Source organism: Parabacteroides sp. AF14-59 (genome assembly GCF_003479515.1).
GTDB classification, from domain to species: Bacteria; Bacteroidota; Bacteroidia; order Bacteroidales; family Tannerellaceae; genus Parabacteroides; species Parabacteroides faecis.
In genome coordinates this window covers 46,546-68,543 of record NZ_QUHH01000033.1, presented here as the reverse complement: position 1 = coordinate 68,543, position 21,998 = coordinate 46,546, and the positions used below count along the sequence as shown (strand labels likewise).

The 21,998-nt window shown below is 48.6% G+C and carries 23 protein-coding genes and 2 pseudogenes; 18 read left to right on the top strand and 7 right to left on the bottom strand.

Annotated elements, in window-relative coordinates; all coding sequences use genetic code 11:
* The first annotated feature begins 65 nt into the window (after positions 1-65).
* The 6 genes from DWW23_RS24205 to DWW23_RS24180 all read left to right on the top strand — a co-directional run bounded on the left by DWW23_RS24205 (position 66) and on the right by DWW23_RS24180 (position 4,518).
* Positions 66-1,130, top strand: coding sequence for an ankyrin repeat domain-containing protein (locus tag DWW23_RS24205; protein ID WP_117589543.1), 1,065 nt, complete (start codon positions 66-68; stop codon positions 1,128-1,130).
* 65 nt (positions 1,131-1,195) lie between these two features.
* A complete protein-coding gene (locus DWW23_RS24200; protein WP_004327349.1) occupies positions 1,196-1,669 on the top strand; it encodes a DUF4304 domain-containing protein in 474 nt (157 codons plus the stop codon).
* A gap of 73 nt (positions 1,670-1,742) precedes the next feature.
* The gene (locus DWW23_RS24195) at positions 1,743-2,363 is read left to right on the top strand and encodes a hypothetical protein (RefSeq protein WP_117515696.1); all 621 of its coding nucleotides are present in this window, start codon (positions 1,743-1,745) and stop codon (positions 2,361-2,363) included.
* A 62-nt stretch (positions 2,364-2,425) separates the two neighbouring features.
* The gene (locus tag DWW23_RS24190) at positions 2,426-2,890 is read left to right on the top strand and encodes an Imm21 family immunity protein (RefSeq protein WP_004295263.1); all 465 of its coding nucleotides are present in this window, start codon (positions 2,426-2,428) and stop codon (positions 2,888-2,890) included.
* 62 nt (positions 2,891-2,952) lie between these two features.
* Positions 2,953-3,903 carry a hypothetical protein gene (locus DWW23_RS24185; protein ID WP_007662662.1) on the top strand — a complete coding sequence of 317 codons (951 nt, stop codon included), beginning with the start codon at positions 2,953-2,955 and terminating at the stop codon, positions 3,901-3,903.
* Positions 3,904-3,927: 24 nt separating this feature from the next.
* Positions 3,928-4,518, top strand: a complete 591-nt coding sequence (locus tag DWW23_RS24180; RefSeq protein ID WP_004295259.1) for a DUF4948 family protein — start codon at positions 3,928-3,930, stop codon at positions 4,516-4,518.
* A 28-nt stretch (positions 4,519-4,546) separates the two neighbouring features.
* Here DWW23_RS24180 and DWW23_RS24175 read toward each other — a convergent pair whose 3' ends face one another.
* From DWW23_RS24175 to mobA, 7 genes are all read right to left on the bottom strand, one after another.
* Positions 4,547-4,927 (bottom strand): hypothetical protein, encoded by a 381-nt coding sequence (locus DWW23_RS24175; RefSeq protein WP_117929084.1) that lies wholly within the window; start codon positions 4,925-4,927, stop codon positions 4,547-4,549.
* A gap of 8 nt (positions 4,928-4,935) precedes the next feature.
* A complete protein-coding gene (locus DWW23_RS24170) occupies positions 4,936-5,328 on the bottom strand; it encodes a hypothetical protein (protein WP_117929082.1) in 393 nt (130 codons plus the stop codon).
* Complete coding sequence (locus tag DWW23_RS24165; RefSeq protein WP_004295258.1) at positions 5,325-5,720, bottom strand: hypothetical protein; 396 nt, start codon at positions 5,718-5,720, stop codon at positions 5,325-5,327. Before DWW23_RS24165 ends, DWW23_RS24170 begins: the two co-directional genes overlap by 4 nt.
* Before the next feature lie 4 nt (positions 5,721-5,724).
* Positions 5,725-6,006: an Imm17 family immunity protein gene (locus DWW23_RS24160; protein ID WP_117929088.1), complete on the bottom strand. Its 282-nt coding sequence runs from the start codon at positions 6,004-6,006 to the stop codon at positions 5,725-5,727.
* A gap of 153 nt (positions 6,007-6,159) precedes the next feature.
* A complete protein-coding gene (gene mobC / locus DWW23_RS24155; protein WP_007662663.1) occupies positions 6,160-8,169 on the bottom strand; it encodes a conjugal transfer protein MobC in 2,010 nt (669 codons plus the stop codon).
* A gap of 37 nt (positions 8,170-8,206) precedes the next feature.
* Positions 8,207-9,352, bottom strand: a complete 1,146-nt coding sequence (mobB, locus tag DWW23_RS24150) for a conjugal transfer protein MobB (RefSeq protein WP_117929080.1) — start codon at positions 9,350-9,352, stop codon at positions 8,207-8,209.
* Positions 9,346-9,768, bottom strand: coding sequence for a conjugal transfer protein MobA (gene mobA, locus DWW23_RS24145; protein WP_004295462.1), 423 nt, complete (start codon positions 9,766-9,768; stop codon positions 9,346-9,348). Before mobA ends, mobB begins: the two co-directional genes overlap by 7 nt.
* 703 nt (positions 9,769-10,471) lie before the next feature.
* Between mobA and DWW23_RS24135 the strand changes: the two genes are divergently transcribed.
* The 12 genes and pseudogenes from DWW23_RS24135 to DWW23_RS24075 all read left to right on the top strand — a co-directional run bounded on the left by DWW23_RS24135 (position 10,472) and on the right by DWW23_RS24075 (position 21,990).
* Positions 10,472-11,224: a ParA family protein gene (locus DWW23_RS24135; protein ID WP_009123640.1), complete on the top strand. Its 753-nt coding sequence runs from the start codon at positions 10,472-10,474 to the stop codon at positions 11,222-11,224.
* A 6-nt stretch (positions 11,225-11,230) separates the two neighbouring features.
* The gene (locus DWW23_RS24130; RefSeq protein ID WP_117929078.1) at positions 11,231-11,653 is read left to right on the top strand and encodes a DUF3408 domain-containing protein; all 423 of its coding nucleotides are present in this window, start codon (positions 11,231-11,233) and stop codon (positions 11,651-11,653) included.
* A gap of 41 nt (positions 11,654-11,694) precedes the next feature.
* Positions 11,695-12,114, top strand: a complete 420-nt coding sequence (locus tag DWW23_RS24125) for a DUF3408 domain-containing protein (RefSeq protein ID WP_004295458.1) — start codon at positions 11,695-11,697, stop codon at positions 12,112-12,114.
* The gene (locus DWW23_RS24120; protein ID WP_070782548.1) at positions 12,111-12,851 is read left to right on the top strand and encodes a hypothetical protein; all 741 of its coding nucleotides are present in this window, start codon (positions 12,111-12,113) and stop codon (positions 12,849-12,851) included. The genes DWW23_RS24125 and DWW23_RS24120 overlap by 4 nt, the downstream gene beginning before the upstream one ends.
* A 145-nt stretch (positions 12,852-12,996) precedes the next feature.
* Positions 12,997-13,299, top strand: coding sequence for a DUF4134 domain-containing protein (locus DWW23_RS24115; protein WP_004319158.1), 303 nt, complete (start codon positions 12,997-12,999; stop codon positions 13,297-13,299).
* 634 nt (positions 13,300-13,933) lie between these two features.
* On the top strand, positions 13,934-15,751 hold the full coding sequence (gene ltrA, locus DWW23_RS24105) for a group II intron reverse transcriptase/maturase (RefSeq protein WP_117929076.1): 1,818 nt from the start codon (positions 13,934-13,936) through the stop codon (positions 15,749-15,751).
* Positions 15,752-15,753: 2 nt separating this feature from the next.
* Positions 15,754-16,134, top strand: coding sequence for a DUF4133 domain-containing protein (locus DWW23_RS24100; protein ID WP_233564440.1), 381 nt, complete (start codon positions 15,754-15,756; stop codon positions 16,132-16,134).
* Positions 16,131-17,051: pseudogene (locus DWW23_RS24095) on the top strand (TraG family conjugative transposon ATPase); the annotation flags it as partial. The gene DWW23_RS24100 and the pseudogene DWW23_RS24095, both read left to right, overlap by 4 nt.
* Before the next feature lie 601 nt (positions 17,052-17,652).
* Complete coding sequence (ltrA, locus tag DWW23_RS24090) at positions 17,653-19,314, top strand: group II intron reverse transcriptase/maturase (RefSeq protein ID WP_004319152.1); 1,662 nt, start codon at positions 17,653-17,655, stop codon at positions 19,312-19,314.
* Between the two features lie 113 nt (positions 19,315-19,427).
* A pseudogene (locus tag DWW23_RS24085) lies at positions 19,428-21,005 on the top strand (TraG family conjugative transposon ATPase); the annotation flags it as partial.
* Positions 21,006-21,019: 14 nt separating this feature from the next.
* A complete protein-coding gene (locus tag DWW23_RS24080) occupies positions 21,020-21,334 on the top strand; it encodes a DUF3876 domain-containing protein (protein WP_117929074.1) in 315 nt (104 codons plus the stop codon).
* Positions 21,335-21,369: 35 nt separating this feature from the next.
* Positions 21,370-21,990 (top strand): DUF4141 domain-containing protein, encoded by a 621-nt coding sequence (locus tag DWW23_RS24075; RefSeq protein WP_004295452.1) that lies wholly within the window; start codon positions 21,370-21,372, stop codon positions 21,988-21,990.
* Positions 21,991-21,998 lie beyond the last annotated feature (8 nt).

Here is a 21,998-nt window from a genome sequence, read left to right as displayed (position 1 = left end):
TGCGGATAACAAATAAATAAGCAACCCTAACAGTTGCTATTTACAACCCATTATAAACTCAATAGATGAATAATAAAGAAATTTATATAAAACTGGAAAAAGCAGTTGGCGATAACAACGTGCAGGAAGTGTCGAATATACTCGACCAACATTCAGATCTGGATTTGAATGATGAGAATTTATATACGCTTCATCCACCTTTATGCCGAGCTGCAAAGAAAGGTTTTTATGAAATTTGCAAGACTTTAATTCAATATGGAGCCGATGTAAATTGTATTAAAGATAGATTATTTTCTCCTTTATGGGGTGCTTCGTCTGGAAACCATTTAGAAATAGTCAAATTATTGATAGAAAATGGCGCAGATATAAATGCTTATGAAAGTTCTACAACAGCAGCTTTGAATGAAGCTGCCGCTAAAGGGCATTTTGAGATTGTTCGCTATCTTATAGAGAAAGGTGCGGACATAAATAGGCTTACTACAACTCTACTTTTTTCTCCTCTTGATTGGTCTATTAGTAGTGGACATAACGAAATAAGCCTTTTTCTGAAGGAAAAGGGTGCGTTGTCCAATATCAACCACGATTATGTATGGTCTGAAGTAGGTGGTGGCATATCCCAACATATAGACTGGAATATTGGCAGAGTTATTCCTAACAAATTCAATGAAACGGAAAATGGTGTATTCAATAGGCTTGCGGTTGTTAATAGAGGTAACAATTCGTTATTGTTCAGTGTAGGAAATTTCCAATATACCCAGCCTTATGTGGAGTTTGTTATTGTGCTTCCGTTTGGCTGGAATCCATACTCTAAAATGGAGAAGACACAGTTCCCTTATATGGTAATGAAAGAATTGACGAACCAAGTCCGTAACGGAAGAACATTCTCTGATGGAGATTTTATATCCAAAACAGAGAAAGGGTTCAACGCAATCTCTTGGTCGGAGAAATTGGCTGGATTCTATGTCGTAGATTATAACTACTCTGATACAGCGAATCAATATGATAACAAAGAGGATATGGTTACTCTTTATACGCTTATTCCTGTAAAAGCTACTAAAAAGGGATATAGCGAACACTCTTTAGAAAAATTGAAGTCTAAGAAATGGAAAGCGATTGAATTGAGTTTATAACAAGCGGATTAATCTTCTAAAAACTCGATTATCCGCCAGACATTAGCAGTTTAGAATTAAATATTATGGATAAAGAGCAATTCAAATCAATAGTTCATCCAGTAATGAAAGCGAATAGCTTTCGTAGAAAAGGAAATTCGTGGTATAAGACTACTGCCGAATGTATAGTTGTATTCAATCTCCAACACTCTTTGTATGGAAAGATGTTTTATATAAACTTGGCGGCTTTATTACGTAAAGGCGATGATTTATTATTTCCTAAAGAATATCAATGTGATATTAGAATGCGCTTCCCAATAATGGAAATTGAAGGGTATTCCACACAAATGATATTAGATTTAGAATCGACTATTGATGAACAGTTGCGTTCACGGTTAATTGAAAATATCATAAATATTTCAATACCCATTTTGCAAAAATTAGAATCAATAGATGGGATAATTGAACTATATGGAGAAAAACCGGAACTTAATAATATTTATCCCTTTAGTTCAATTCTGTATAGGAAAGAAATGAATAACAAGTTAAAGGCTATTTAGAAAATAAACTGCTAACAAACAGCAAACCGACTGAATAAGCGGAACGCTGCAAACCATTAGCAACCCCAAAAAGATGGAAATGATTGGAGAAACTATAAGAATTGAATTTGAAGCATTGAAAAATGACTTTGAAACCATAAGGCAACAAATAGAAGACGATGTTGGCAGGACTGAGTTGTATAAGGGTGAGTTTTATGAACTTACTCCATATTCCTATCAGCGTAATGGTTGCAAACAAGGAAAACCTGTAAAGCGTCCTGATACAATAAAAAGCACCAAAAATCTTTGTATCTACGGATTTAATAACCAAAATCAAATCGTAGAAGTTAAGGTTGGTTGTTCTATTGAAAATCAGTTTTATCACACCTTCCTGTATTATACAGACAATCTTGTGAAAAGTATTTTATACGATAATGGAAAACATTTGATGAATGTATGCCATTACTTTTTTGAGGGCGGAAAGCTGAAACGGTCACAGTTATGTGGTAGGTATGGTTGCCGTGAAGAGAATTATATCTATAAAGAAAATGCTTTGACACATATTGAAGTCAAACAATATGATATTGAGGGTAATAGTGGTAATGATTTAATTCATATATTCCAATATCAAGACGATGGGGCTTTAGAAAGTATTACCAAATCATTTCCAAATGGATATTCTGAAATAATCTATAAAACGAAAAGAAGTTGCTAACAAGCGGCTTAACTACCCCTGAAAGGTCGGTTAGCCACCAAACATTAATCGCTGAGAAAAATATGAATAATTGGATTGAAACATCAGGAAGCCCATTTGTCATTGTTGAGCAACAATATGCCCATCAATGGAAGGGTCAAGAAAACTACAATGCTATATGTAGCGTAACAGATTACTTGGGGAAAATCTATATAGACAATCATGTCTTATTGGTAATGGGAGATGAACCGATGGCTACACGCATAGTAAATAAAGATGGAGCAATTTTAATAATTCGTTGGAAGTATGCTCCCGATTATCTAACGGTGGAAAAACTTCTGGAGAATGATATAGTAACTGGGGCAGAACCGATAGAAGAAGTTGAAGTAAAATGGGATTCTACTGAATTAGTCCTATTTGATTCTTTGTCTCCCTATTGTGAAGCGTCGGTTAAAGTTTTTTTATCATTACAAAAAACATCTTGTATAATAAAAACTTATCTTTATCAAAAAGACGAAGTATCTTTAATAATACATTCAATCCAATAAAGACGATTAACAAGCGGCTCAACCTCCCCTTAAAGGTCGGTTAGCCACCAAACATTACAGCTATGGATATAACGAATAGAATTATTGTCGCCTTACTGGAACGAATGAAAAGTAGAAACAAGAACTTTTCATTATCAAGACCTAAGTTTCATCGGTTGTTTCAAATAAATCCCGATGGCTACTTATGGTATGGCGAGAAACTGGAGCGGCATTTACTTAACAAATATGGAGAATCGGCTGATACATTGAAATATCTTGATATATATTATTTCATTTCCAATATTGTGCGGTTGTATTACATGCCTAAAAATTCAAATTCGGAGGAAAACGAGTTTGGAAAGCTATACGCTTATGGCTCCATAATAGGGTTACACCGTTGTCATATTCCAGATAAGCGAATATATCTGAACCGATTGTTAAATACTTTACTGTTCTGTTGTCCGACTTCTGAAGAATATATCCGTAGATTCCGCTGGCAAAAAAACGGTATATATTACAAATCGCAGGATGTGGAAGTTCTTATTGCCGATACATTTACAGAAATACGGGAATCGGACAAACAATCAGAATCCATTGAAATAGTTGAGTCAATAGTCAATGAGACATACCGTTATCTGGTAGGCTCAAATACGGGGCTTCCATTTGTCCGTTCGGAAACTTTATTGCACTACAACCTGAACCCATCTGATTATATGTGGCTATATCAGCACGATAAGGAATTGTTTTATACTTGTCTTGATGCAGCAGCATTACAGTCGGAGATTTTCAGTTACAAGTCATTTGTGTACAATTTCAACCTGTATATTCTAAAAGACGCAAATATATTGGATGAATTGTCCAGATATTCCAAATGTTATGAAGCCGTTTTAGAACTGCTTTTCAAATCCGATTCAATTATGCAGAACTCTGTTATTCGGCAAATCAAATTATGTAGAAATGAAGATACCATTAAACAGAATAACAGATTGGATGCTATTAACAAATGGCTCAACTCCCTAAACAAGATTGGTTAGCCACAGAACATTAAACATTAGAAAATGAGAACACCAGTCATAATCCTGTTATTTGTAATCCTGCTTGCCGTAAGCTGCGGAGAGCCTCCCATGCCGCCGTCGGACGAGGAAATGATACGCCATTTCACCACGCACGAGGTGGCGTTCCGTAAGGTGTACGAAATCATGGCAGAGAGTTCAGAAGGTAGTTTTCACTACCCGCCGCTTTCTCCGGAAGAGGTTATTATACTTGATTCAATGGAGCAAAGCGATACATCCCATGAAACGAATGATGAACAAGACATCCCGGTATATGGACTGTTGAAGCCGGAGCGAATCCTACTCGACTCCCTGTTATCAGAGATTGGATGCGGTTTTATCCTTGTTGATCGCAGGGAATGGGGAACGGCAGATTCGGTATATGTGAGCCTCGTTATGCCGTACTACTCCCACGGCATCGTGGATGCCGGAACGTCCAAGAGTTTCGTTTACGATCCCGGATTGAGAAGCCGTCGGAATATCCGTATCACCGAACATGGCGACCTGAACGAGATCTACCGCAGGACGTACAACGACACCACGCTTTACAAGCCCATCAAGGGAAACTGGTACATCGAGTTAGACCATTCGATATAACGGCCCGGAGTCCGTATCAAAGTATGTATCACTTTTTGTCAAGAAGATACATCATAAAGCAGATAATGGCCATCGCAAGGAAAAATAACAGAACCGCAAGGAGTTCGTTAAACCTGCACTTGGCATAGTGAGACATCACTGCTTTGCCTCGCCATTTGTAAATCCTGCTGACGAGCGACATAACGGCAAATGTGACAATGCTAAAAACGACACATGGCAACAATGCCGACACACCTGGAAAAAGCCGGATAGTAACAGTCATCATAGGGAATATCAAAAGAGCGAAGATATAAATCGAGAGCATCATTTCGCCATCGACCCTGCCTGTTCGTCTTGCTTGTTCCAATTTCTCCCCCATCCACCAGAGGTAGTCCCAGAGATAGAACCGTTGTCTGCCGTTATTCTTCATGCCGTTATTTATTTCATCAATGAAACGATTGTGATAATCATAGCCACAAAAAACATTACTGGCAGGAAGAAAAGGAGAAAACCTGTTGCAGGCTTGAATCTTCTATCAGCATAGTGGCTCATGACGGCTTTGCGCCTGCGGACTCCGTAAAGCTTTTCACCCCATATCACATACACCAGTGCAAGGACTAAATAGATACCCCACATACATTGCTGAAACGTATGGTAAACCCTCGCAAACGCAAGCAACGACATGACCGGAACAAACAACAAAAAATTGAAATACATAAACAGCATACTCTCTCCTGTGATGCGAAGGTGGTATTCGTGCAACCGCTCTCCGACCCACCAGAGGTAATCCCAGAGATAAAACCGTTGCTTATTCTCCTGCCGTTTCATCATGCCCAATGTATAAATCCGAGGTGGAACATCAGCGCTACATTTGCCACGATCAGGGCGATAGCGATAAGAACTATTTTGGCGAGCTTCCTGCCGGGATGTTTCATCTTCCCGTAATGTTCACGGAGCGCTTCACGCCGTCCGGCTGTATAGCGTAGCTTGCAGAATAAATCGGGAAGAAAGCAGAGAGGAATCACTATGGCCAAACCAATCATCCAGCCGAAAAGGCGCAATATCGGTGGAAACCCAAGCGGTATGAGTAGGACGAAGAGCCAGCACCAAAACAGTAGCATACGTCCGTTGAGATTGGTACGTTCCCTTTCGTGCCATATCTCGGCTACATACCACATATAGTCGATGAAGCAGATCCGGTATTTGCGATTGTCCTTTTCCATACCGTTATCTCCATACAAAGAAACCAACCAATATAAGTATAATCAGAACGCTGACCAACACAATCTGAACCCTGCGGCGTGTTTCAGGCTTGCAATCGTCAAATAACCACAGTTTGCTGTTAAACTGCCAATGACACGCCCATTTCCAACGGAACAGCAACCCTGCAAGCCATAGGGCAAGCAACCCGACACCAAACAGCAACCCGTATTGCGGGTGAGCCTGCAACCACTCGAAAAACGCTTCCGCCTTGCTGTTCATTGCTTCGTATATATCGGTAACTGTCATACTTATAATTAAAAGGATTCCGAACACAAAAATAATGTTTTCCGTTCACATAATCACTACTTTATGCTCCAAAACACCAGCTGTGCGGTTATAAAACCAGGAAACAGCCCCCGTTAAGGTAACGGAGGGTGTTTGCGGGGTGTTTGTGTTCATTTAGTTCTGTTCCGGCAGGAGCTTGCAAAGCACCGGGTCGTTCTTGATACGTTCCAGCTCCTCGGCGACGATGCGGCCGGCCTCTGCCTTGATACGTTCGTAGTTTTCCTGCACGACCTGTTTCATGTGATCCGTCCCATTCTCATCCGTGAAGTCGGTAATTTGTGGTATCTTCTTGTACCGGGCCGTTTCCGCTTTCACTTTTTCGTTGTCCACGACAATCTCGCAGTGGAAAATCTTCTGCTCGATACGTTCGTCGAAATTGTCCGCCACGGCCCCGACGAACATTCCCTGCGTGAGCGTCGAGATCTTCGAGGCCGGGATCAGGCTGTCCAGCTGCGTGGATATGGATGTCGATTTGTCGCTGCGGCTCAACGTCATGCTCTGCCGCTTCTGCAATACCTTACCGAACCGTTCCGAGAGTGTTTTGGCCGTTTCACCTACGACCTGCCCGGAGAAGATGTTGCCCACCGTGTTCATCACGACGGCGGCCTCCTTGTCCCCGTAGTCCCTCTTCAACTGTGAAAAATCCTGGAAGCACAGCAGCACGGCGACCTTGTTGCTTCTGGCCGTGGCGATCAGGTTGTCGAGTCCCTTGAAGTAGATTGTCGGCAGCTCGTCGATGATGATGCCCGATTTGAGCTGGCCTTTCTTATTTATGAGCTTGACAATCCGGGAATTATACAATCCCAAAGCCGCTCCGTAAATGTTTTGCCTGTCGGGATTGTTCCCCACGCAGAGTATCTTGGGATCGTCCGGGTTATTGATGTCGAGCGTGAAGTCATCGCCCGACATGACCCAATATAGCTGGGGCGAAATCATGCGGGAAAGCGGAATTTTGGCCGATGCTATCTGGCCCTGGAGCTGGTCTTGAGCGCCTCCGAGCCAGGCATCCATAAAGGGGCTGAGGTAGTTTTCGAGTTCCGGGTAGGATGTCAGAATCGGGAAAATATCCTCGTACCGCTTGTTCAGGAACTCGATGGCGTGCGGGAAGGTACAATACCGCCCGTTGTCGTAGATGCGCAGGAACCAGATCACGGCCGCGAAAAGGATAATGGGGCTTTCCACAAAAAAATCGCCCTGCTTCTGCACCCAACTTCGGTTCAGGTTGAGCATGATGGTATAGGCGCTCTCGTAGGCGTCCGAAATATCGGTCATGAAGTCCGGGTGAATGGGGTTACAGCGGTGCGAGCGGCGCGGGTCGTCGAAATTTATGACGTAGAAAGTCGGGATTTTCTTGTAACCTTTCTGGTGATTCAGCAGGTGGTTGTAGGCGATTTCCGAAAGATCGGGAAACTTGTAGTCATAGATGTATTGGGTATAGCCCTTTTCGATTTGCTGTTTAATAAACTGGTTTACAACACAATAACTCTTCCCGCTGCCCGGGCTTCCCATGCAGATGCAAGCCCTTTGCGGGTTTACGACGTTGGCGAACCCGTTGTTCCACTGTTTGTTATAGTAAAATTTCGTCGGCAGATTTATGGAGTACTCGTTCTCGATCAGGCGTGTTTCCTGCTGGAATGATTCGTTCTCGTTGTTGAAAGGGTCATCCATGAGATTGTTCTTCAGCAGGCGGGACATCCACACGCCGCCCATCAAGAGGCAGATATACCCGGCCGATAGGGTCAGTATGTAGAAAGCCGCGTTCGCCGTTGCCGTCAGCGGCAAGTCCAGCAGCCACCAGTTGAAGAAGAACAGCACGCCTCCCGTGGCCAGCGATGCCGTGATTTTCCGCCAGGTAATTTTCTCCTCTTTTACTCCTTTTGTCCCGAGGCATGAAAGGGCGAGGAACACGACGGCGAAAAGTTTCGTCCATAGTATATTCCGGAACAGCCCCGCGGTGCGGTCGAAGTTCAGCAGAATCCTATCGACCACGCCGATATTGATTCCCCATTCCCGTATCTGCCCGTAGCAGAACCAGTAGATGTTGATAACCACGAACAAGATACTCAATGCCCGCATGAAATCCATTGTTTTTGCAAGACCCCGAAGGTCGTCTTCCTGTTGCATAACCGTAAGATTTAATAAATGAATGATAATTGAGATGTTATACTTTCCTCCGTCGTGAGGTATTCCGCTTCCGTTGCCCGTCCCGTCCGGCAGGCGCTTGTTTCGGGGACAAGCCCCTCGTGTTTTCCCCGGGATTCCGTTTTCCGCCGAAGCGCAGCTCGAAGGCGTTGGCCGAGTATGCCTTTCCCAGCCGTGATCCGTTCACGACCGTCCGTGTTTCGTGGTCAATGAAGGTCACACCCACGATGCGGCCGTTTTCGTTGCGTCGTATGTAGAGATCCACCCGGGCTCCCCGCAGGCGTTCGCGCAGTTCTTCCTCCGTGGGTTCTCCCCGAAGCGCTTTATCGACCCGGCCACGGATTTGCCTCCTCGTGTCGTCCTTCCCGAACCGTTCGGCGCTGCGCTCCATGTGCCGTTCCAGCCCGTCATACCCGACCTCTTTACCGAACAGTGAGGATTTGAGCGGCGCGGCCACTGCCTTGTCCCCGTTCTCGTCCAGCAGCGTGTAGAGCAATCCCCGGTAGGGGGTTCCGTTCCGCTCTCCCCGGACTTCCTCTATACCTATATTATATAGGGACAGCAATGCCCGGAACTCGCCGAGGGTCTGGAAGCGGTATGTCGCCACGGCCGGTTTTATTACCGCTGCCACCTGGCGTTTCAGGTCGCCCCGCGTGTAATCGGCGGGGACGATCCCTTGCCCTTTCTCCCGCTTTCTCCCTTTGGCGGGATGCAGTCCGTACTCCCGTTCCAGTTCCTCGGTAACGGCCACGCTGCGTTCGTTGCGCCTGCTGTCGTTTATCTTGCGCCCGTCCTGGGCCACCTGCACCGACACGATATGGATATGCTCCCGTCCGATGTCGGTATGCTTGAATACGATATAAGGTTGTCCTCCCCAACCCATGCGCTCCATGTAGGCCCCGGCTATCTCCGCGAGTTGCCCGTCGTCGAGGCGGTCTTCGGGAGCCGGGTTGAGCGATACGTGCACGACGGGTTTTTCCGTCCGGTAGTGCGAGGGCATCCAGCGCAGGAGGTCTTCTGCCGTCGCGGCCACGTTGAAGCGCCCATCCGCCGGCTCCCTCACGATGTGGGTCAGCAGTACCTTCCCGTCGCCCCGATCGACTTTCTCCTGGTTGTACGCCAGCGCGCCGTACACGTCTTTTCCGGTGGTGATATTGGCTACCATCGTTGTTTGAACTCTTCGGAGAGCGACACGACCTGCTGCCCGACGGCCGCCAGTTCACGTGTCGCTCTCTCCAGTTTATAGAGCAGCGCGAGTGTTTTCTTCTCGGAAAAATGCGCGTGCAGCTCCTTCACCACCTGGTTGTAATTCGTTCCCACGGCACGGAATTGGGCGTGGAAAGCGGTCAGCTTCGCCACGTATTCGAGCGTTCCCCGGTCGGTCTTTACCACCCGGAACGCCTCGTTGAACACTCTCGCTTTGATAAAAGCGGCTTTGGACAATAGCCCGGACTGCTCGTAAAGGTCGAGGAAACGGGCATGTTCCACGGCTGAAAAGTTTACCGAAAAGCGGTAAACGGCCGGGTCGTTTTTCGCGGGTCGTCCCCCTTTGCCCCCTCGGGGCTTTCTGTTCTTTTCCATCGCATCGAAATTTTAAGGAGAGGCCAGGGCCCCACCGGTTCCTGAAAATTCCGATCCCTTCGCGGCTTGCCGCCTTTCTGAAAAGCACCGACTCCGGAGGTGCTTTCTCCCCCTTGCGGGCAAGCTGTTTTCTGCTGCAAAACGAGAATCGTGCAGCAGAAAACACAGCTTGCTATTTGCCCTTTGCAAATACCTTCTGCCCGCTCGCGGACAGAACATTGAAAGAGCCGCCGTAAAACGGGGCAAGGACGGCTTCATTAGCGTCGGGATCGTTCACGAGGCAAAGATACCGACCTATTCAATCGCTTGTACTACAAGTGATTACGCCACTTGCGTCCACTTTGATGCCACACGCGGCCATAGCGGAAAAAGAGCATACAACCCGTGTTTTTAAGGGTTTACTTTGCACGTGAGAACGGATACGGGCAATGACACATCCTCCTGTCCGCACACGTGCGGACGGATGCAGAAAACACCGTGTGCAGAGGAAAAAGCGGGTCTTTGTCCGGATAAGCAAATGCGGTTGCGCATGAGTATAAAATCGGACACGCGCCCATGCACCGGCATACCGGCGTAACAGCCTGCCAGCGCACCAGCATATATGCGTGCCGGCATACCTGCATAAAATCTCATGCCGTCACTTGCCCGGATACGTGAAGAGATGAACGATTACCCGATTGTATAACTAAAAACGCATGGAACAATGAAAGAGAAAACGAAATTCGTGGCCTTCTCCACCCAGAAAGGCGGAGCGGGTAAAACCACCCTCACGGTGCTGGCAGCTTCTTACCTGCACTATGTAAAGGGTTTCAATGTCGCGGTCATCGACTGCGATTATCCCCAACACTCCATCGTGGAGATGCGGGAACGTGACCTGAAGCTTGCCCTCGAAGACGAACATTACAAGAGGTTAGCTTACGAACAATTCACCCGGCTTCAAAAGAAAGCCTATCCTGTCGTGGAAAGCAACACGAAAGAGGCGTTGGCCGATGCCGACTACCTCCTGCCGCAAGGTGATTTCGATTATGTGTTCTTCGACCTTCCCGGTACGATCAATAACGAGGATCTGATTCATTCCCTGGCCGGAATGGATTATCTCGTCGCCCCGATCAGTGCCGACCGGGTTGTCATGGAAAGCACCCTGAATTACGCGGTTGTGGTAAAGGAGCATATCATGGGCCGCGAGAAGTCCCGGATGAAAGGGCTGTATATGCTATGGAACATGGTGGACGGACGTGAAAAGACAGAGTTATATCAGGTTTACGAGGCGGTAATGAAAGAGTTGGCTCTTCCTGTCCTGAAGACCTTCTTGCCTGACACCAAGCGTTTTCGTCGTGAGCAGAACGCCAGCCGTCGCTCTGTCTTCCGCTCCACGCTCTTCCCGGCAGACCGTTCTTTGATCCGGGGCAGCAACCTGGATAAACTCGTGGATGAATTGATCGAACTGTTAAAGTAGGATCTTATGAGCGGAAAAGAACATGACGACGGTTTGGACGCTTCCTTCATCATCAGCCAGGCCAAAAGCCGAAACCGGCCATTGCATCCTTACACGCCGGAAAAAGAGGAGGAGGCATCGGCTCTATCGGAACCGTCCGGCGAGGCCGCCTCCTCGCCGGCTACGAAAGAGGAGGGACGCCGCCGAAGAGGGAAAGGCCAGGATTACGAGCGTCTTTTTATCCGGAACGCCCCCTCCAATACCCGAAGCGGCAAAACGGTGTATATCCGCAAGGAGTTTCACGAGCGTATAACCCGGATAGTGCAGGTTATCGGTAAGAACGAACTCTCGCTGTATAGCTACCTGGACAATGTGCTGGAGCAGCATTTCGCTACCTATCAGGAGGAAATTTCGGAACTCTACAAGAAACGGAACTCCGATATTTTTTAGTTATGAACCCAATATTTACAACCTATTAAAAACAATCCATCATGTCAGACAAAGCAATTATTTTATCTGTTATCCTGGCGGCCGTCCTTTGCGTCGCTGTGCCCTTCATCTTCCGCGTGTGCCGCTACCGGCGCAGGATGAAAACCCTTATCGTCCCCGACGGCCCTTCGGGGGAGGTCGCCGTGGGGACTGTCCCCACCCCCGAGGCCGAGTACCTGGCCCGTTACATCTGCCTGCTGCGGCTGCCTTTCGCCGGTAACAAGCACGTGAAGATACGTCCGTCGTATCACGAGCGTATCCGCGAGATCACCCGTGTCATCGGTCGTGGCGACGTGACGATCACGGCCTACGTGGACAAGGTTCTCAAGGCGCACCTGGACGATAACCGGGAAACCATCGAGCGGCTTTTCGAGGAGCGTGAGGCCGTGGCCTCCCGGCAACCCAAAGCGGAGGAGCGATGAACGGGGCGTTGTGGCTGCTGCCCCTCTTTGCCGTGGGGTATGCCTTGTGGGCGTTTTTCCGCCTGCGGCGGATGGAACGTAACGAACCGGCAGACGGGATCGTTTCCGAAGACACGCCCTGCCGGCAGGAGATCATCGGCAGGAGCCGCTTTGTCCTCGACTTGCGCCACTCCCGGCCACAAGCTGCCGTAGAATCTGAAACTGAAAAAGTTACGGAAAAAGCCGATATATTTGTGCCCACGAATGTACCCGAACACCCCCGGCAGATTCCGCCGGAAGACCTGGATGAAGTGTTCGGTGTCGCTCCCGAGGGGGAGCCTAACGAACCTCTGGAAATCGACTTTCCGCTGTACGATGAATCTTTCCCGGATGCGGACGCGGAGGAGCCGGATTATGACGAGGATGAAGACGACACCGAAGAGCTGCCCCTTTTGGGCCGCTCGCTTGCCCAGGGGGTTAGTTTTGAACAGATGGGCGAAGCCTACCGCCACGTGGTACACGATCCACCTTCAACAGACGAGCAAAGGGAGGAAACGGGACGTGTCCTCCTGGGCCTGAAACAGACCGACATGTTCGAGGTCATCGTTTCGGGCCGCCCCGACGGGAATGACAGGGTAAAATCCCTGATCGACACCTACCTCTCGGCTTTTCACCGGCGTATGTCCGAGAGGTCTGCGGAAAGCCCATCTCCGCAGGGTTCGGTTCCCACGGGTTTCGACGTCCGTGAGTTTGTTTAACCCCATAATGACATCACGATGAAAGAAAAAGACTACGGGTAGCGCGTGAGGCTATCCTCGAACCACTGAAAAAAAACGAATCAAGAAGTTTAACCCGGTGCGGGGCCTATCCATCCCCGCGCCACAATTCAAACATTATCGAGTTATGAGAAAGAACAAGATTCTTCTTCCGGCGGCATTTCTCTTTGCCGCCATCTCCTCCGCTTTCGCGCAGGGCAACGGCATCGCCGGCATTACGGAGGCTACCAACATGGTAACCAGTTACTTCGACCCCGGCACGAAACTCGTGTACGCTGTGGGGGCTGTGGTCGGCCTTATCGGGGGCATCAAGGTCTATAACAAGTTTTCGAGCGGCGACCCCGACACGTCGAAGACCGCCGCGAGCTGGTTCGGCGCGTGTATTTTCCTGATTGTCGCCGCGACGATCCTACGCTCTTTCTTCTTGTAGTCCAACCTGTCATGCAAATAATTATGGAATATGGAATCAACAAGGGAATCGGCAAGAGCGTGGAGTTCCGGGGCGCGCACGTAATGGTTCTTTGGCAAATGCGTCGATAGCAAGACGTTAGGCAAGTGTTCGATAGCCTATCATCGATCGGCTTATCCGAAAGGGAAACCGGACGGGGAGTATAGCCTGCCGATAAACTGATAAGTCATACAGTTACCAAGTATGCGACTGAATCAGGAGATGAAAGATAGATACGAGGATAAAGTCTGGATTGATTGAACGATAGTCCAAGTGGCACAACTCGAAACTGTGGCGGAAGGTAACTACAGACGCCATACTGTAACACACTCGATTCGACCTTGGAGGGTTGGGTGCAGAACAGGTTACAGCACAACTGCGATAAGCAGAAACGGGCGAAAGTCGTATCCGACAATCTATCAAAGCTATGTTGCCGAAGAATTAAACGTGGATTGCCTAACCCGGAATGCCGAAAGGCTATTAGGTTTCAGACCTATGAAAATCCGGTATGGCAACGGAGCCACCGTAGTAGTCCGAGCGAGGGAAAGCCTCGTACATGGCGAAGGGTGGCAGCTAACATTTTTAATACAAATTAACGGATAATGTGTGAGACATTATGAGAAATCCAGAGAGAGTATTAAACAGTCTGTCAGAGCACAGCAAAGTTTCGAGCTACAAGTTTGAACGGCTCTACAGGGTTCTATTCAATTCGGAGATGTTTCTCCTCGCCTACCATAATATACAAGGTAGGCAGGGAAATATGACGGAAGGTTCCGACGGTAAAACTATCGACGGAATGAGCCTGAAACGGATTGAAAATTTGATTGATGCGCTCAAAGATGAGTCGTACCAACCAAAACCGGCAAGAAGGACGTACATCCCGAAGAAAAACGGGAACATGCGACCTCTCGGCATACCGTCTATCGACGACAAATTAGTGCAGGAGGTATTGCGAATGCTGTTGGAAGCAATTTATGAAGGTAGTTTTGAGAACACCTCGCACGGCTTCCGACCCAAACGCAGCTGCCACACCGCACTGATACAGGTGCAGAAGAATTTTACTGCGGCCAAGTGGTTTATCGAGGGCGACATTGAAGGATTCTTCGATAACATCAACCATGATGTACTTATCGGAATCTTGAAAGAACGTATCGCAGACGACCGCTTTATCCGGCTAATGTGGAAATTTTTGAAAGCTGGCTACATCGAAGATTGGACATTTCATAGAACATACAGCGGAACACCGCAAGGTGGCATCATTAGCCCGATACTGGCTAATATCTATCTCGACAAGCTGGATAAGTACATGAAAGAGTATGCCTGTCAATTCGATAGAGGCGACAGACGGGCAATGAACCTTGAGTACAAACGGTATTCCAGGAAAATTTGGTGGCTCGGCACAAAACTGAAGCAAACCGAGGATAAAGATACTCGGAAGGAACTGATTGACGCGATTAAGCAACATCAGAAAAACAGGATGCACTTACCCTCTGTCGATGAAATGGACGAGGGATATAGACGGATTAAGTATGTGAGGTATGCCGATGATTTTATTATCGGAGTGATTGGCAGTAAATCGGACTGTGAGGCCATCAAAGAGGATATTAAGAATTTCCTCGGCGAGAAACTGAAATTGACGCTCTCCGAAGAAAAGACCTTAATCACGCACGGCAATAGAAAGGCAAAATTCCTCGGCTATGAAATCTATGTCCGACCATTCACGGATAAGACGTTAAGAGGCGAGAAATCGGGAGTACTTATTAAGGCTTACGGCAAAAAGGTAGTGTTGGAAGTGCCAATGTCCACAATGCGGGATAAACTTCTCTACTACGAGGCGATGGAAATTCATCAATTCGAGGGTAAAGCGAAATGGAAACCCACAAGCCGGACAAAGTTGCTACATCTGGACGACCTCGAAATACTGGATGCCTATAACAGAGAAATCCGAGGTTTTGCAAACTATTTTTCTATCGCAAATAACAGTTCACACCTGAATTCTTTCAAGTACATCATGCAATACAGTCTGTATAAGACTTTTGCACGAAAGTACAGTACGACAGCCCGAAAGATTATCGCAAAGTATCGACATCACAAAGATTTTGCGGTTTTCTATGAGGACAAGAAAGGAGGAAAGAAGATGCGGGTATTCTTCAACGGGAGCTTTAAGCGTAAAACAACCGCGATGGACGCGAGTTGTGATTATGTAGCCAACACGATTTTCAATAGCACTGTATCAAGCCTTATACAAAGGTTAAAAGCGGGTAAGTGTGAATTGTGTGGCGCAACGGAAAACATTGAAATACACCACGTCAAAAGACTCAAAGACTTAAAAGGCAAAGAGCCATGGAAAATACAAATGATTGGACGTCAGAGAAAGACGTTAGCTGTATGTATTCCCTGTCACAACAAGATACATCACGGGATAATAGACTGAATATGTTAGTGGAGAGCCGTGTGCGCCGAGAGGTGCAAGCACGGTTCGGAGGCGAGTTCTTGGAAACCTACCGTAGAAATACGGCAAGGCACCGGGTTCTTAGCCTACGCCTGAAGGCGCAGTACCTCTTCATCTTCGCGGGCGGCCTGCTGGCCGTCTTCGTGGTGTTCGTCATCCTCTACATGGCAGGGGTCGATCAGTGGGTATGTATCGCTTTCGGCGTTGCGGCGGCTTCGGTGCTGGTCTGGCTTACCTTCCGCCTGAACACCCGTTACGGGGAACACGGGCTGATGAAGCTGCTCGCCGCGCGCCGGCATCCCCGCTACCTGCTCAACCGCAAGTCCCTGCGCCGGTTGCTGAAAAGAAAGGGGGGCCGCGTATGAGAAACCTCTTGAAAGCCACCACGCTGGAAAGCAAGTTCCCGCTCCTGGCCGTGGAAGGCGGTTGTATCATCAGCAAGGACGCGGACATAACGGTCGTCTATCGGGTCGAACTCCCGGAGCTGTTCACCGTCACGTCCGCCGAGTACGAGGCGATCCACGCCGCCTGGTGCAAGGCCCTGAAGGTCTTGCCCGAATACAGCGTGGTACACAAGCAGGACTGGTTCATCCGCGAGCGTTACCGCCCGGCCACGGGCGAGGGGGACATGAGTTTCCTCTCCCGCAGTTACGAGCGGCATTTCAACGAGCGTCCGTTCCTGACCCACGCCTGCTTCCTCTACCTGACGAAAACGACGAGGGAGCGTATGCACATGCGTTCAGACTTCTCGACCCTCTGCCGGGGCAACATCATTCCCAAAGAGGTAAACCGGGAATCGGCGACAAAATTCCTGGAGGCGGCGGAACAGTTCGAGCGTATTCTGAACGATTCGGGTTTCCTGACCCTTGTCCGCCTCACGGGGGACGAGATCACGGGTACGGCGGATTGTCCGGGCCTGCTGGAACGGTACTTTTCCCTCTCGCTCTCGGATACGACTTCTCTTCAGGACATCGAGCTGGGGGCCGAGGTTCTGCGCGTGGGTAACAAACGGGTGTGCCTGCACACGCTCTCGGACACGGAAGACCTGCCGGGGCGCGTGGGTACGGACACCCGTTACGAGCGTCTTTCCACCGACCGTTCGGACTGCCTGCTCTCGTTCGCGGCCCCCGTGGGGCTTCTGCTTTCCTGCGACCACCTTTACAACCAGTACGTGTTCCTGGAAGACAGCGACGAAAACCTGCGTATGTTCGAGAAACGTGCGCGTAACATGCAGTCCCTTTCCCGCTACTCCCGCGGGAACCAGATAAACAAGGAGTGGGTGCGATACGTCGCTGTGTAAGTAATTGTTAAACTTAGATTTAACCCGTTGTTTCGTCAACGGTAGCCTATGGACAGATGCACCAATAGTAATATACTGTATCAAAGCTGTCCAGACAAGGTAGCCCTTCCGAAAGGAGCAGTCAGAACCGTGAGGGAAAGACAATGGCTGTTAGTATCATACAGTCAGGGAGCTTGGCTTGGGTGGTATGGTTAGCGTAAGCGAACTGTCGTCTAAACGTCGTAAGGTTGAAGAAGCCAAAGATACTGATAGGCTTCAGCCCAAAAGGGAAGCAGTCGGTTATTCCTCTCCATTCTGGGAATACACGAACAGAGTACTGCCGGTGTAATAGACAGAACCTAACCCACTTATAAGTTACTTGCACGGAACGTAGTAAGCCCGTATTTCTCCTGCCAATGACAGGTAAGCAGACCGTAAGGAATGCCGAATGGAGTGCGGGTATAGGATTGCAGAAAAAGCGAATGCCACCCTGTAATGGGGTGAATAGGGATTGAAACATCATCCCGCTGCGAAAGCAGGCTGACTTCTGCGGTAGGTGATTCTTTACAAGAAACTTTTAGAACTTTTAAAAGGAGAAAAGCAAATGAACGAAATTAAAAAATCGTGTGCATCGACTGACCAAACGCAGAGCAAATGGGACAGTATAAATTGGCTCAAATGCGAAGCTGCGGTTCAAAAGCTACAAGCGCGTATTGTAAAGGCTCAAAAAGAGGGTCGCCACAACAAGGTCAAAGCCTTGCAGTGGACACTGACCCACTCGTTTTACGCTAAAGCATTAGCGGTAAGACGTGTAACTTCCAATAATGGGAGTAAAACGGCTGGCGTCGATATGGTAACATGGAAAACGCCAGATGCTAAAGTGTGTGCAATAACCGAACTGAAAAGGAGAGGTTATACACCCCAACCTCTGAGACGAGTACATATCAGAAAGAGTAACGGGAAATTAAGACCATTGGGTATACCAACTATGAAAGACCGGGCTATGCAGGCATTGTATCTGATGGCACTGGCTCCCGTAGCTGAAACAACGGCTGATGCCAATTCTTATGGTTTCAGAAAAGAAAGGAGCACGGCAGATGCCGTTCAACAATGCTTCAATGACCTGGCAAGGACGACATCCCCACAATGGATCTTAGAAGGTGATATCAAAGGTTGTTTCGACCATATCAGTCATGAATGGTTGCTTGACAATATCCCTATGGATAAAGTTTTGCTCCGTAAATGGTTGAAAAGTGGATTTATTTTCAACAAGCAACTTTTTCCGACAGAGGAGGGAACTCCTCAAGGCGGCATCATCTCCCCAACTCTTGCAAATATGACTTTGGACGGACTGGAAAAACTGCTTGCCGATAGCTTTCCGATAAACCGCTCGAAGAAAAATTACTATACTCCTATGATAAATCTTGTTCGCTACGCGGATGATTTTATTATCACAGGAGAGAGTAAGGAGTTGTTGGAGAACCATGTTAAACCATTAGTCATTGAGTTTCTTCAAGCAAGAGGGCTTACCTTATCAGAAGAAAAGACTAAGATAACTCATATAGAAGAAGGGTTTGATTTTCTTGGGTTCAATATCAGAAAATATAAAGGCAAGTTTATCACAAAACCATCCAAGAAGAGTCGAAAGAGATTTTTAGATAAGGTTCGTGAAATAGTGGACAAGAACAAGTCTTCTAAGCAACAATCTTTGATACGATTGCTAAACCCAGTCATTAGAGGATGGGCGAACTACTACAAGGGGTGTTCTGCATCGGAAACTTTCCGTAAAACAGATGCACAAATTTTCAACAAACTATGGCGATGGTCTCGCAGAAGACATCCCAAAAAAGGTAAACGATGGATTGCCAACAAGTATTATCACACTGTAAGAGGTAGAAGCTGGACTTTTGCCGTACCGCTTGAAAACAGGAAAGTGGATAAATACCACACTCTTGTGAGATTGTCGGATACGAAAATAAAGCGACATATCAAAATCCGCAGTGAGGCCAACCCATATGATGCCGATTGGAAAGATTTCTTCGATCAATACAAGACCCGAAGAATGCTTGCACACTTAGACGGCAAGCAATATATCTATCGCCTGTGGAATCAGCAAATGCAATGTTGCCCTGTGTGTGGCAAGCACATCACACGGGAAACTCCCTGGAAAATTACTGAAATGACAGGGAGCAGTAGAAAGGCGAAAGTCCTAATACATGATCATTGCAGCCGAATTACTAACAGAAATAAATGGAAGTTACTATGAGCCGGCTTTTAGTTACAAATAAAAGTTTTGAATTGCTTGAGCCGTATGAGGGGAAACTCTCACGTACGGTTCTTAGAGGGGAAAGCTCCCGTAAGGGGGCTGACCTACTCGACATCGACCAGTATCTCAACGAGGCGCACTCGTTCGGTCTTCAATCCGTCCGGGCCCATTTCAACGTGCTGGCCTGGTCGGACGACGTGCAGGAGCTCCGGCATATCCGCAATGATGTGGGCAGCCAGCTCGCTCTGATGGAGTGCCGCCCGCGCCACAACACCGTGGACGCCGCCACGCTCTACTGGGCGGGTATGCCGGGCAACGCGGGGGATTTCCCCGCCGAGGAATCGTTCTACACGTTCATCGAGCCCGCAGTCTGTTTCTTCACGGAGGAAACCAACTATAAATCCTCGTCCAGCCCTTTCGGCATCAAGCTGTGCGACCGCGTAAGCGGCAGGCCCCTGCACCTGGACATCTCGGACGAACCGATGAAAAAAGGGATCATTACGAATAGGAATAAATTCGTGTTAGGCGGCTCTGGGTCAGGCAAGTCATTCTTTATGAATCATTTAGTCCGCCAATACTGGGAGCAGGGCACGCATGTCGTGCTGGTGGATACCGGTAACAGCTACCAGGGTCTTTGCGAGCTGATCCGGCGTAAGACCAAAGGTGAGGACGGCGTGTATTTTACCTATACCGAGGAACATCCCATCAGTTTCAACCCGTTCTACACCGACGACTACTATTTCGACGTGGAGAAGAAGGACAGCATCAAGACGCTGCTGCTGACACTCTGGAAAACCGAGGACGACAAGATCACGAAGACCGAGAGCGGCGAGCTGGGCAGTGCCGTGAACGCCTATATCGAGCGTATCCGCGCCGACCGGAATATCGTGCCGTGTTTTGACAGTTTCTACGAGTACCTGCGAGACGACTACCGCCGTGAGCTGGAGGAGCGGGAGATCCGGGTCAGCCGCGAGGATTTCAACATCGACAACATGCTCATCACCCTGCGGCAGTATTATAAGGGCGGACGCTACGACTTCCTTCTGAACTCCCGGGCCAACATCGACCTGCTCTCGAAGCGCTTCGTGGTCTTCGAGGTGGATTCCATCAAGGAAAACAAGGAGCTTTTTCCCGTGGTCACCATTATCATCATGGAGGCTTTCATAAACAAGATGAGACGGCTCAAGGGGGTACGCAAACAGCTCATCGTCGAGGAGGCCTGGAAGGCGCTCTCTACGGCCAATATGGCTGAATATCTGCGTTATATGTATAAAACCGTCCGCAAATACTACGGTGAGGCCATCGTTGTGACGCAGGAGGTCGAGGACATCATTTCCAGCCCGGTGGTCAAGGAGGCGATCATCAACAACTCGGACTGCAAGATCCTGCTCGACCAGCGCAAATTCATGAACCGTTTCGACGCGATTCAGTCCTTGTTGGGGCTGACCGACAAGGAGAAGGCGCAGATTCTCTCGATCAACCAGTCCAACGACCCTTCCCGTAAATACAAGGAGGTCTGGATCGGTCTGGGCGGCGTTCAGTCGGCGGTCTATGCCACGGAGGTCAGCGTTCCGGAGTACCTGGCCTACACGACCGAGGAAACGGAGAAAGTGGAGGTACAGCGGCTTGCCGGGGAGCTGGGCGGTGATATGGAACTGGCGATCAGGCAGCTCGCCGAGGGCAAACGTTAAAGGGAGGGCAGGCCATGTATCGCAAGTGTATCGGATCAGACCCCACGGCGGCGCGTTTGGACTTCGCGCTGTACGAGGTGGCGGGCGAGTGGGAAAGCCGCTCGGGTTCTCCCCGGGTTCGCATCTACCGCAACCCGGGACGCCGGGGCGGCGGTTTTTACGTGGAGGTGTCCTACAAGGACGGGACACGCTTCTCCCGTCCCGTGAGGAAGTATTGGAGAGGCATCCGTTACTTCGACCTCTACGGGTATGTCGCCCTGGCCTACGATGCGGGGCGCGAGGTGCTCCAGCTCTCCGCCTACGGGGATTATTACCGGGCGTCGGAATGACCGCCCAAGTATTCACGAATTAAATAATGAAAAGGATGAAACGATTGATTTTAACGCTGTTCGTGGGGCTTCTTTGCTTCACGTACCAGGCAAAAGCGCAGTGGACGGTCATCGACCCGTCGAACCTCGTTCAGAACATCAAGAGCGCGGTTCAAAGCTCGACCACGGCGACCAACATGGTCAAGTCGCTGCAAGAGAGTATCAAGATTTATAACCAGAGCAAGGCTTACTACGACGCCCTCAAATCGGTGCATAACATCATCAAGGATGCCCGGAAGGTGAAGCTGACGCTCGAAATGGTCAGCGAGATCACGGAAATCTACACCTCGGGATTCAACCGTATGGTTTCAGACCCGAACTTCACGGTGGACGAGCTGGCGGCGATCTCGGCGGGTTACGCCCGGCTGCTGGAGGAGGGCGGTGCGCTGGTGGCGGAACTCAAGACGGTCATAACCGGCGGCAACGGCCTCTCGCTCTCGGACAAGGAGCGGATGGACGTGGTGGATCAGGTTTACACGAAGATGCTGGAGTACCGCAACCTCACGCGCTATTACACGCGCAAGACCATCTCTGTGTCCTTCATCCGCAGCCGCGAAAAGGGCGACGCGCACCGGGTGCTGGCACTTTACGGGAACCCGAACGACAGATATTGGTAACCTGAAAA

Coding starts and splice junctions, on each gene's coding strand:
- DWW23_RS24205 (WP_117589543.1), top strand. CDS start 66: ATGAATAATAAAGAAATTTATATAAAACTGGAAAAAGCAGTTGGCGAT.
- DWW23_RS24200 (WP_004327349.1), top strand. CDS start 1,196: ATGGATAAAGAGCAATTCAAATCAATAGTTCATCCAGTAATGAAAGCG.
- DWW23_RS24195 (WP_117515696.1), top strand. CDS start 1,743: ATGGAAATGATTGGAGAAACTATAAGAATTGAATTTGAAGCATTGAAA.
- DWW23_RS24190 (WP_004295263.1), top strand. CDS start 2,426: ATGAATAATTGGATTGAAACATCAGGAAGCCCATTTGTCATTGTTGAG.
- DWW23_RS24185 (WP_007662662.1), top strand. CDS start 2,953: ATGGATATAACGAATAGAATTATTGTCGCCTTACTGGAACGAATGAAA.
- DWW23_RS24180 (WP_004295259.1), top strand. CDS start 3,928: ATGAGAACACCAGTCATAATCCTGTTATTTGTAATCCTGCTTGCCGTA.
- DWW23_RS24175 (WP_117929084.1), bottom strand. CDS start 4,927: ATGAAGAATAACGGCAGACAACGGTTCTATCTCTGGGACTACCTCTGG.
- DWW23_RS24170 (WP_117929082.1), bottom strand. CDS start 5,328: ATGATGAAACGGCAGGAGAATAAGCAACGGTTTTATCTCTGGGATTAC.
- DWW23_RS24165 (WP_004295258.1), bottom strand. CDS start 5,720: ATGGAAAAGGACAATCGCAAATACCGGATCTGCTTCATCGACTATATG.
- DWW23_RS24160 (WP_117929088.1), bottom strand. CDS start 6,006: ATGACAGTTACCGATATATACGAAGCAATGAACAGCAAGGCGGAAGCG.
- mobC (WP_007662663.1), bottom strand. CDS start 8,169: ATGCAACAGGAAGACGACCTTCGGGGTCTTGCAAAAACAATGGATTTC.
- mobB (WP_117929080.1), bottom strand. CDS start 9,352: ATGGTAGCCAATATCACCACCGGAAAAGACGTGTACGGCGCGCTGGCG.
- mobA (WP_004295462.1), bottom strand. CDS start 9,768: ATGGAAAAGAACAGAAAGCCCCGAGGGGGCAAAGGGGGACGACCCGCG.
- DWW23_RS24135 (WP_009123640.1), top strand. CDS start 10,472: ATGAAAGAGAAAACGAAATTCGTGGCCTTCTCCACCCAGAAAGGCGGA.
- DWW23_RS24130 (WP_117929078.1), top strand. CDS start 11,231: ATGAGCGGAAAAGAACATGACGACGGTTTGGACGCTTCCTTCATCATC.
- DWW23_RS24125 (WP_004295458.1), top strand. CDS start 11,695: ATGTCAGACAAAGCAATTATTTTATCTGTTATCCTGGCGGCCGTCCTT.
- DWW23_RS24120 (WP_070782548.1), top strand. CDS start 12,111: ATGAACGGGGCGTTGTGGCTGCTGCCCCTCTTTGCCGTGGGGTATGCC.
- DWW23_RS24115 (WP_004319158.1), top strand. CDS start 12,997: ATGAGAAAGAACAAGATTCTTCTTCCGGCGGCATTTCTCTTTGCCGCC.
- ltrA (WP_117929076.1), top strand. CDS start 13,934: ATGAGAAATCCAGAGAGAGTATTAAACAGTCTGTCAGAGCACAGCAAA.
- DWW23_RS24100 (WP_233564440.1), top strand. CDS start 15,754: ATGTTAGTGGAGAGCCGTGTGCGCCGAGAGGTGCAAGCACGGTTCGGA.
- ltrA (WP_004319152.1), top strand. CDS start 17,653: ATGAACGAAATTAAAAAATCGTGTGCATCGACTGACCAAACGCAGAGC.
- DWW23_RS24080 (WP_117929074.1), top strand. CDS start 21,020: ATGTATCGCAAGTGTATCGGATCAGACCCCACGGCGGCGCGTTTGGAC.
- DWW23_RS24075 (WP_004295452.1), top strand. CDS start 21,370: ATGAAACGATTGATTTTAACGCTGTTCGTGGGGCTTCTTTGCTTCACG.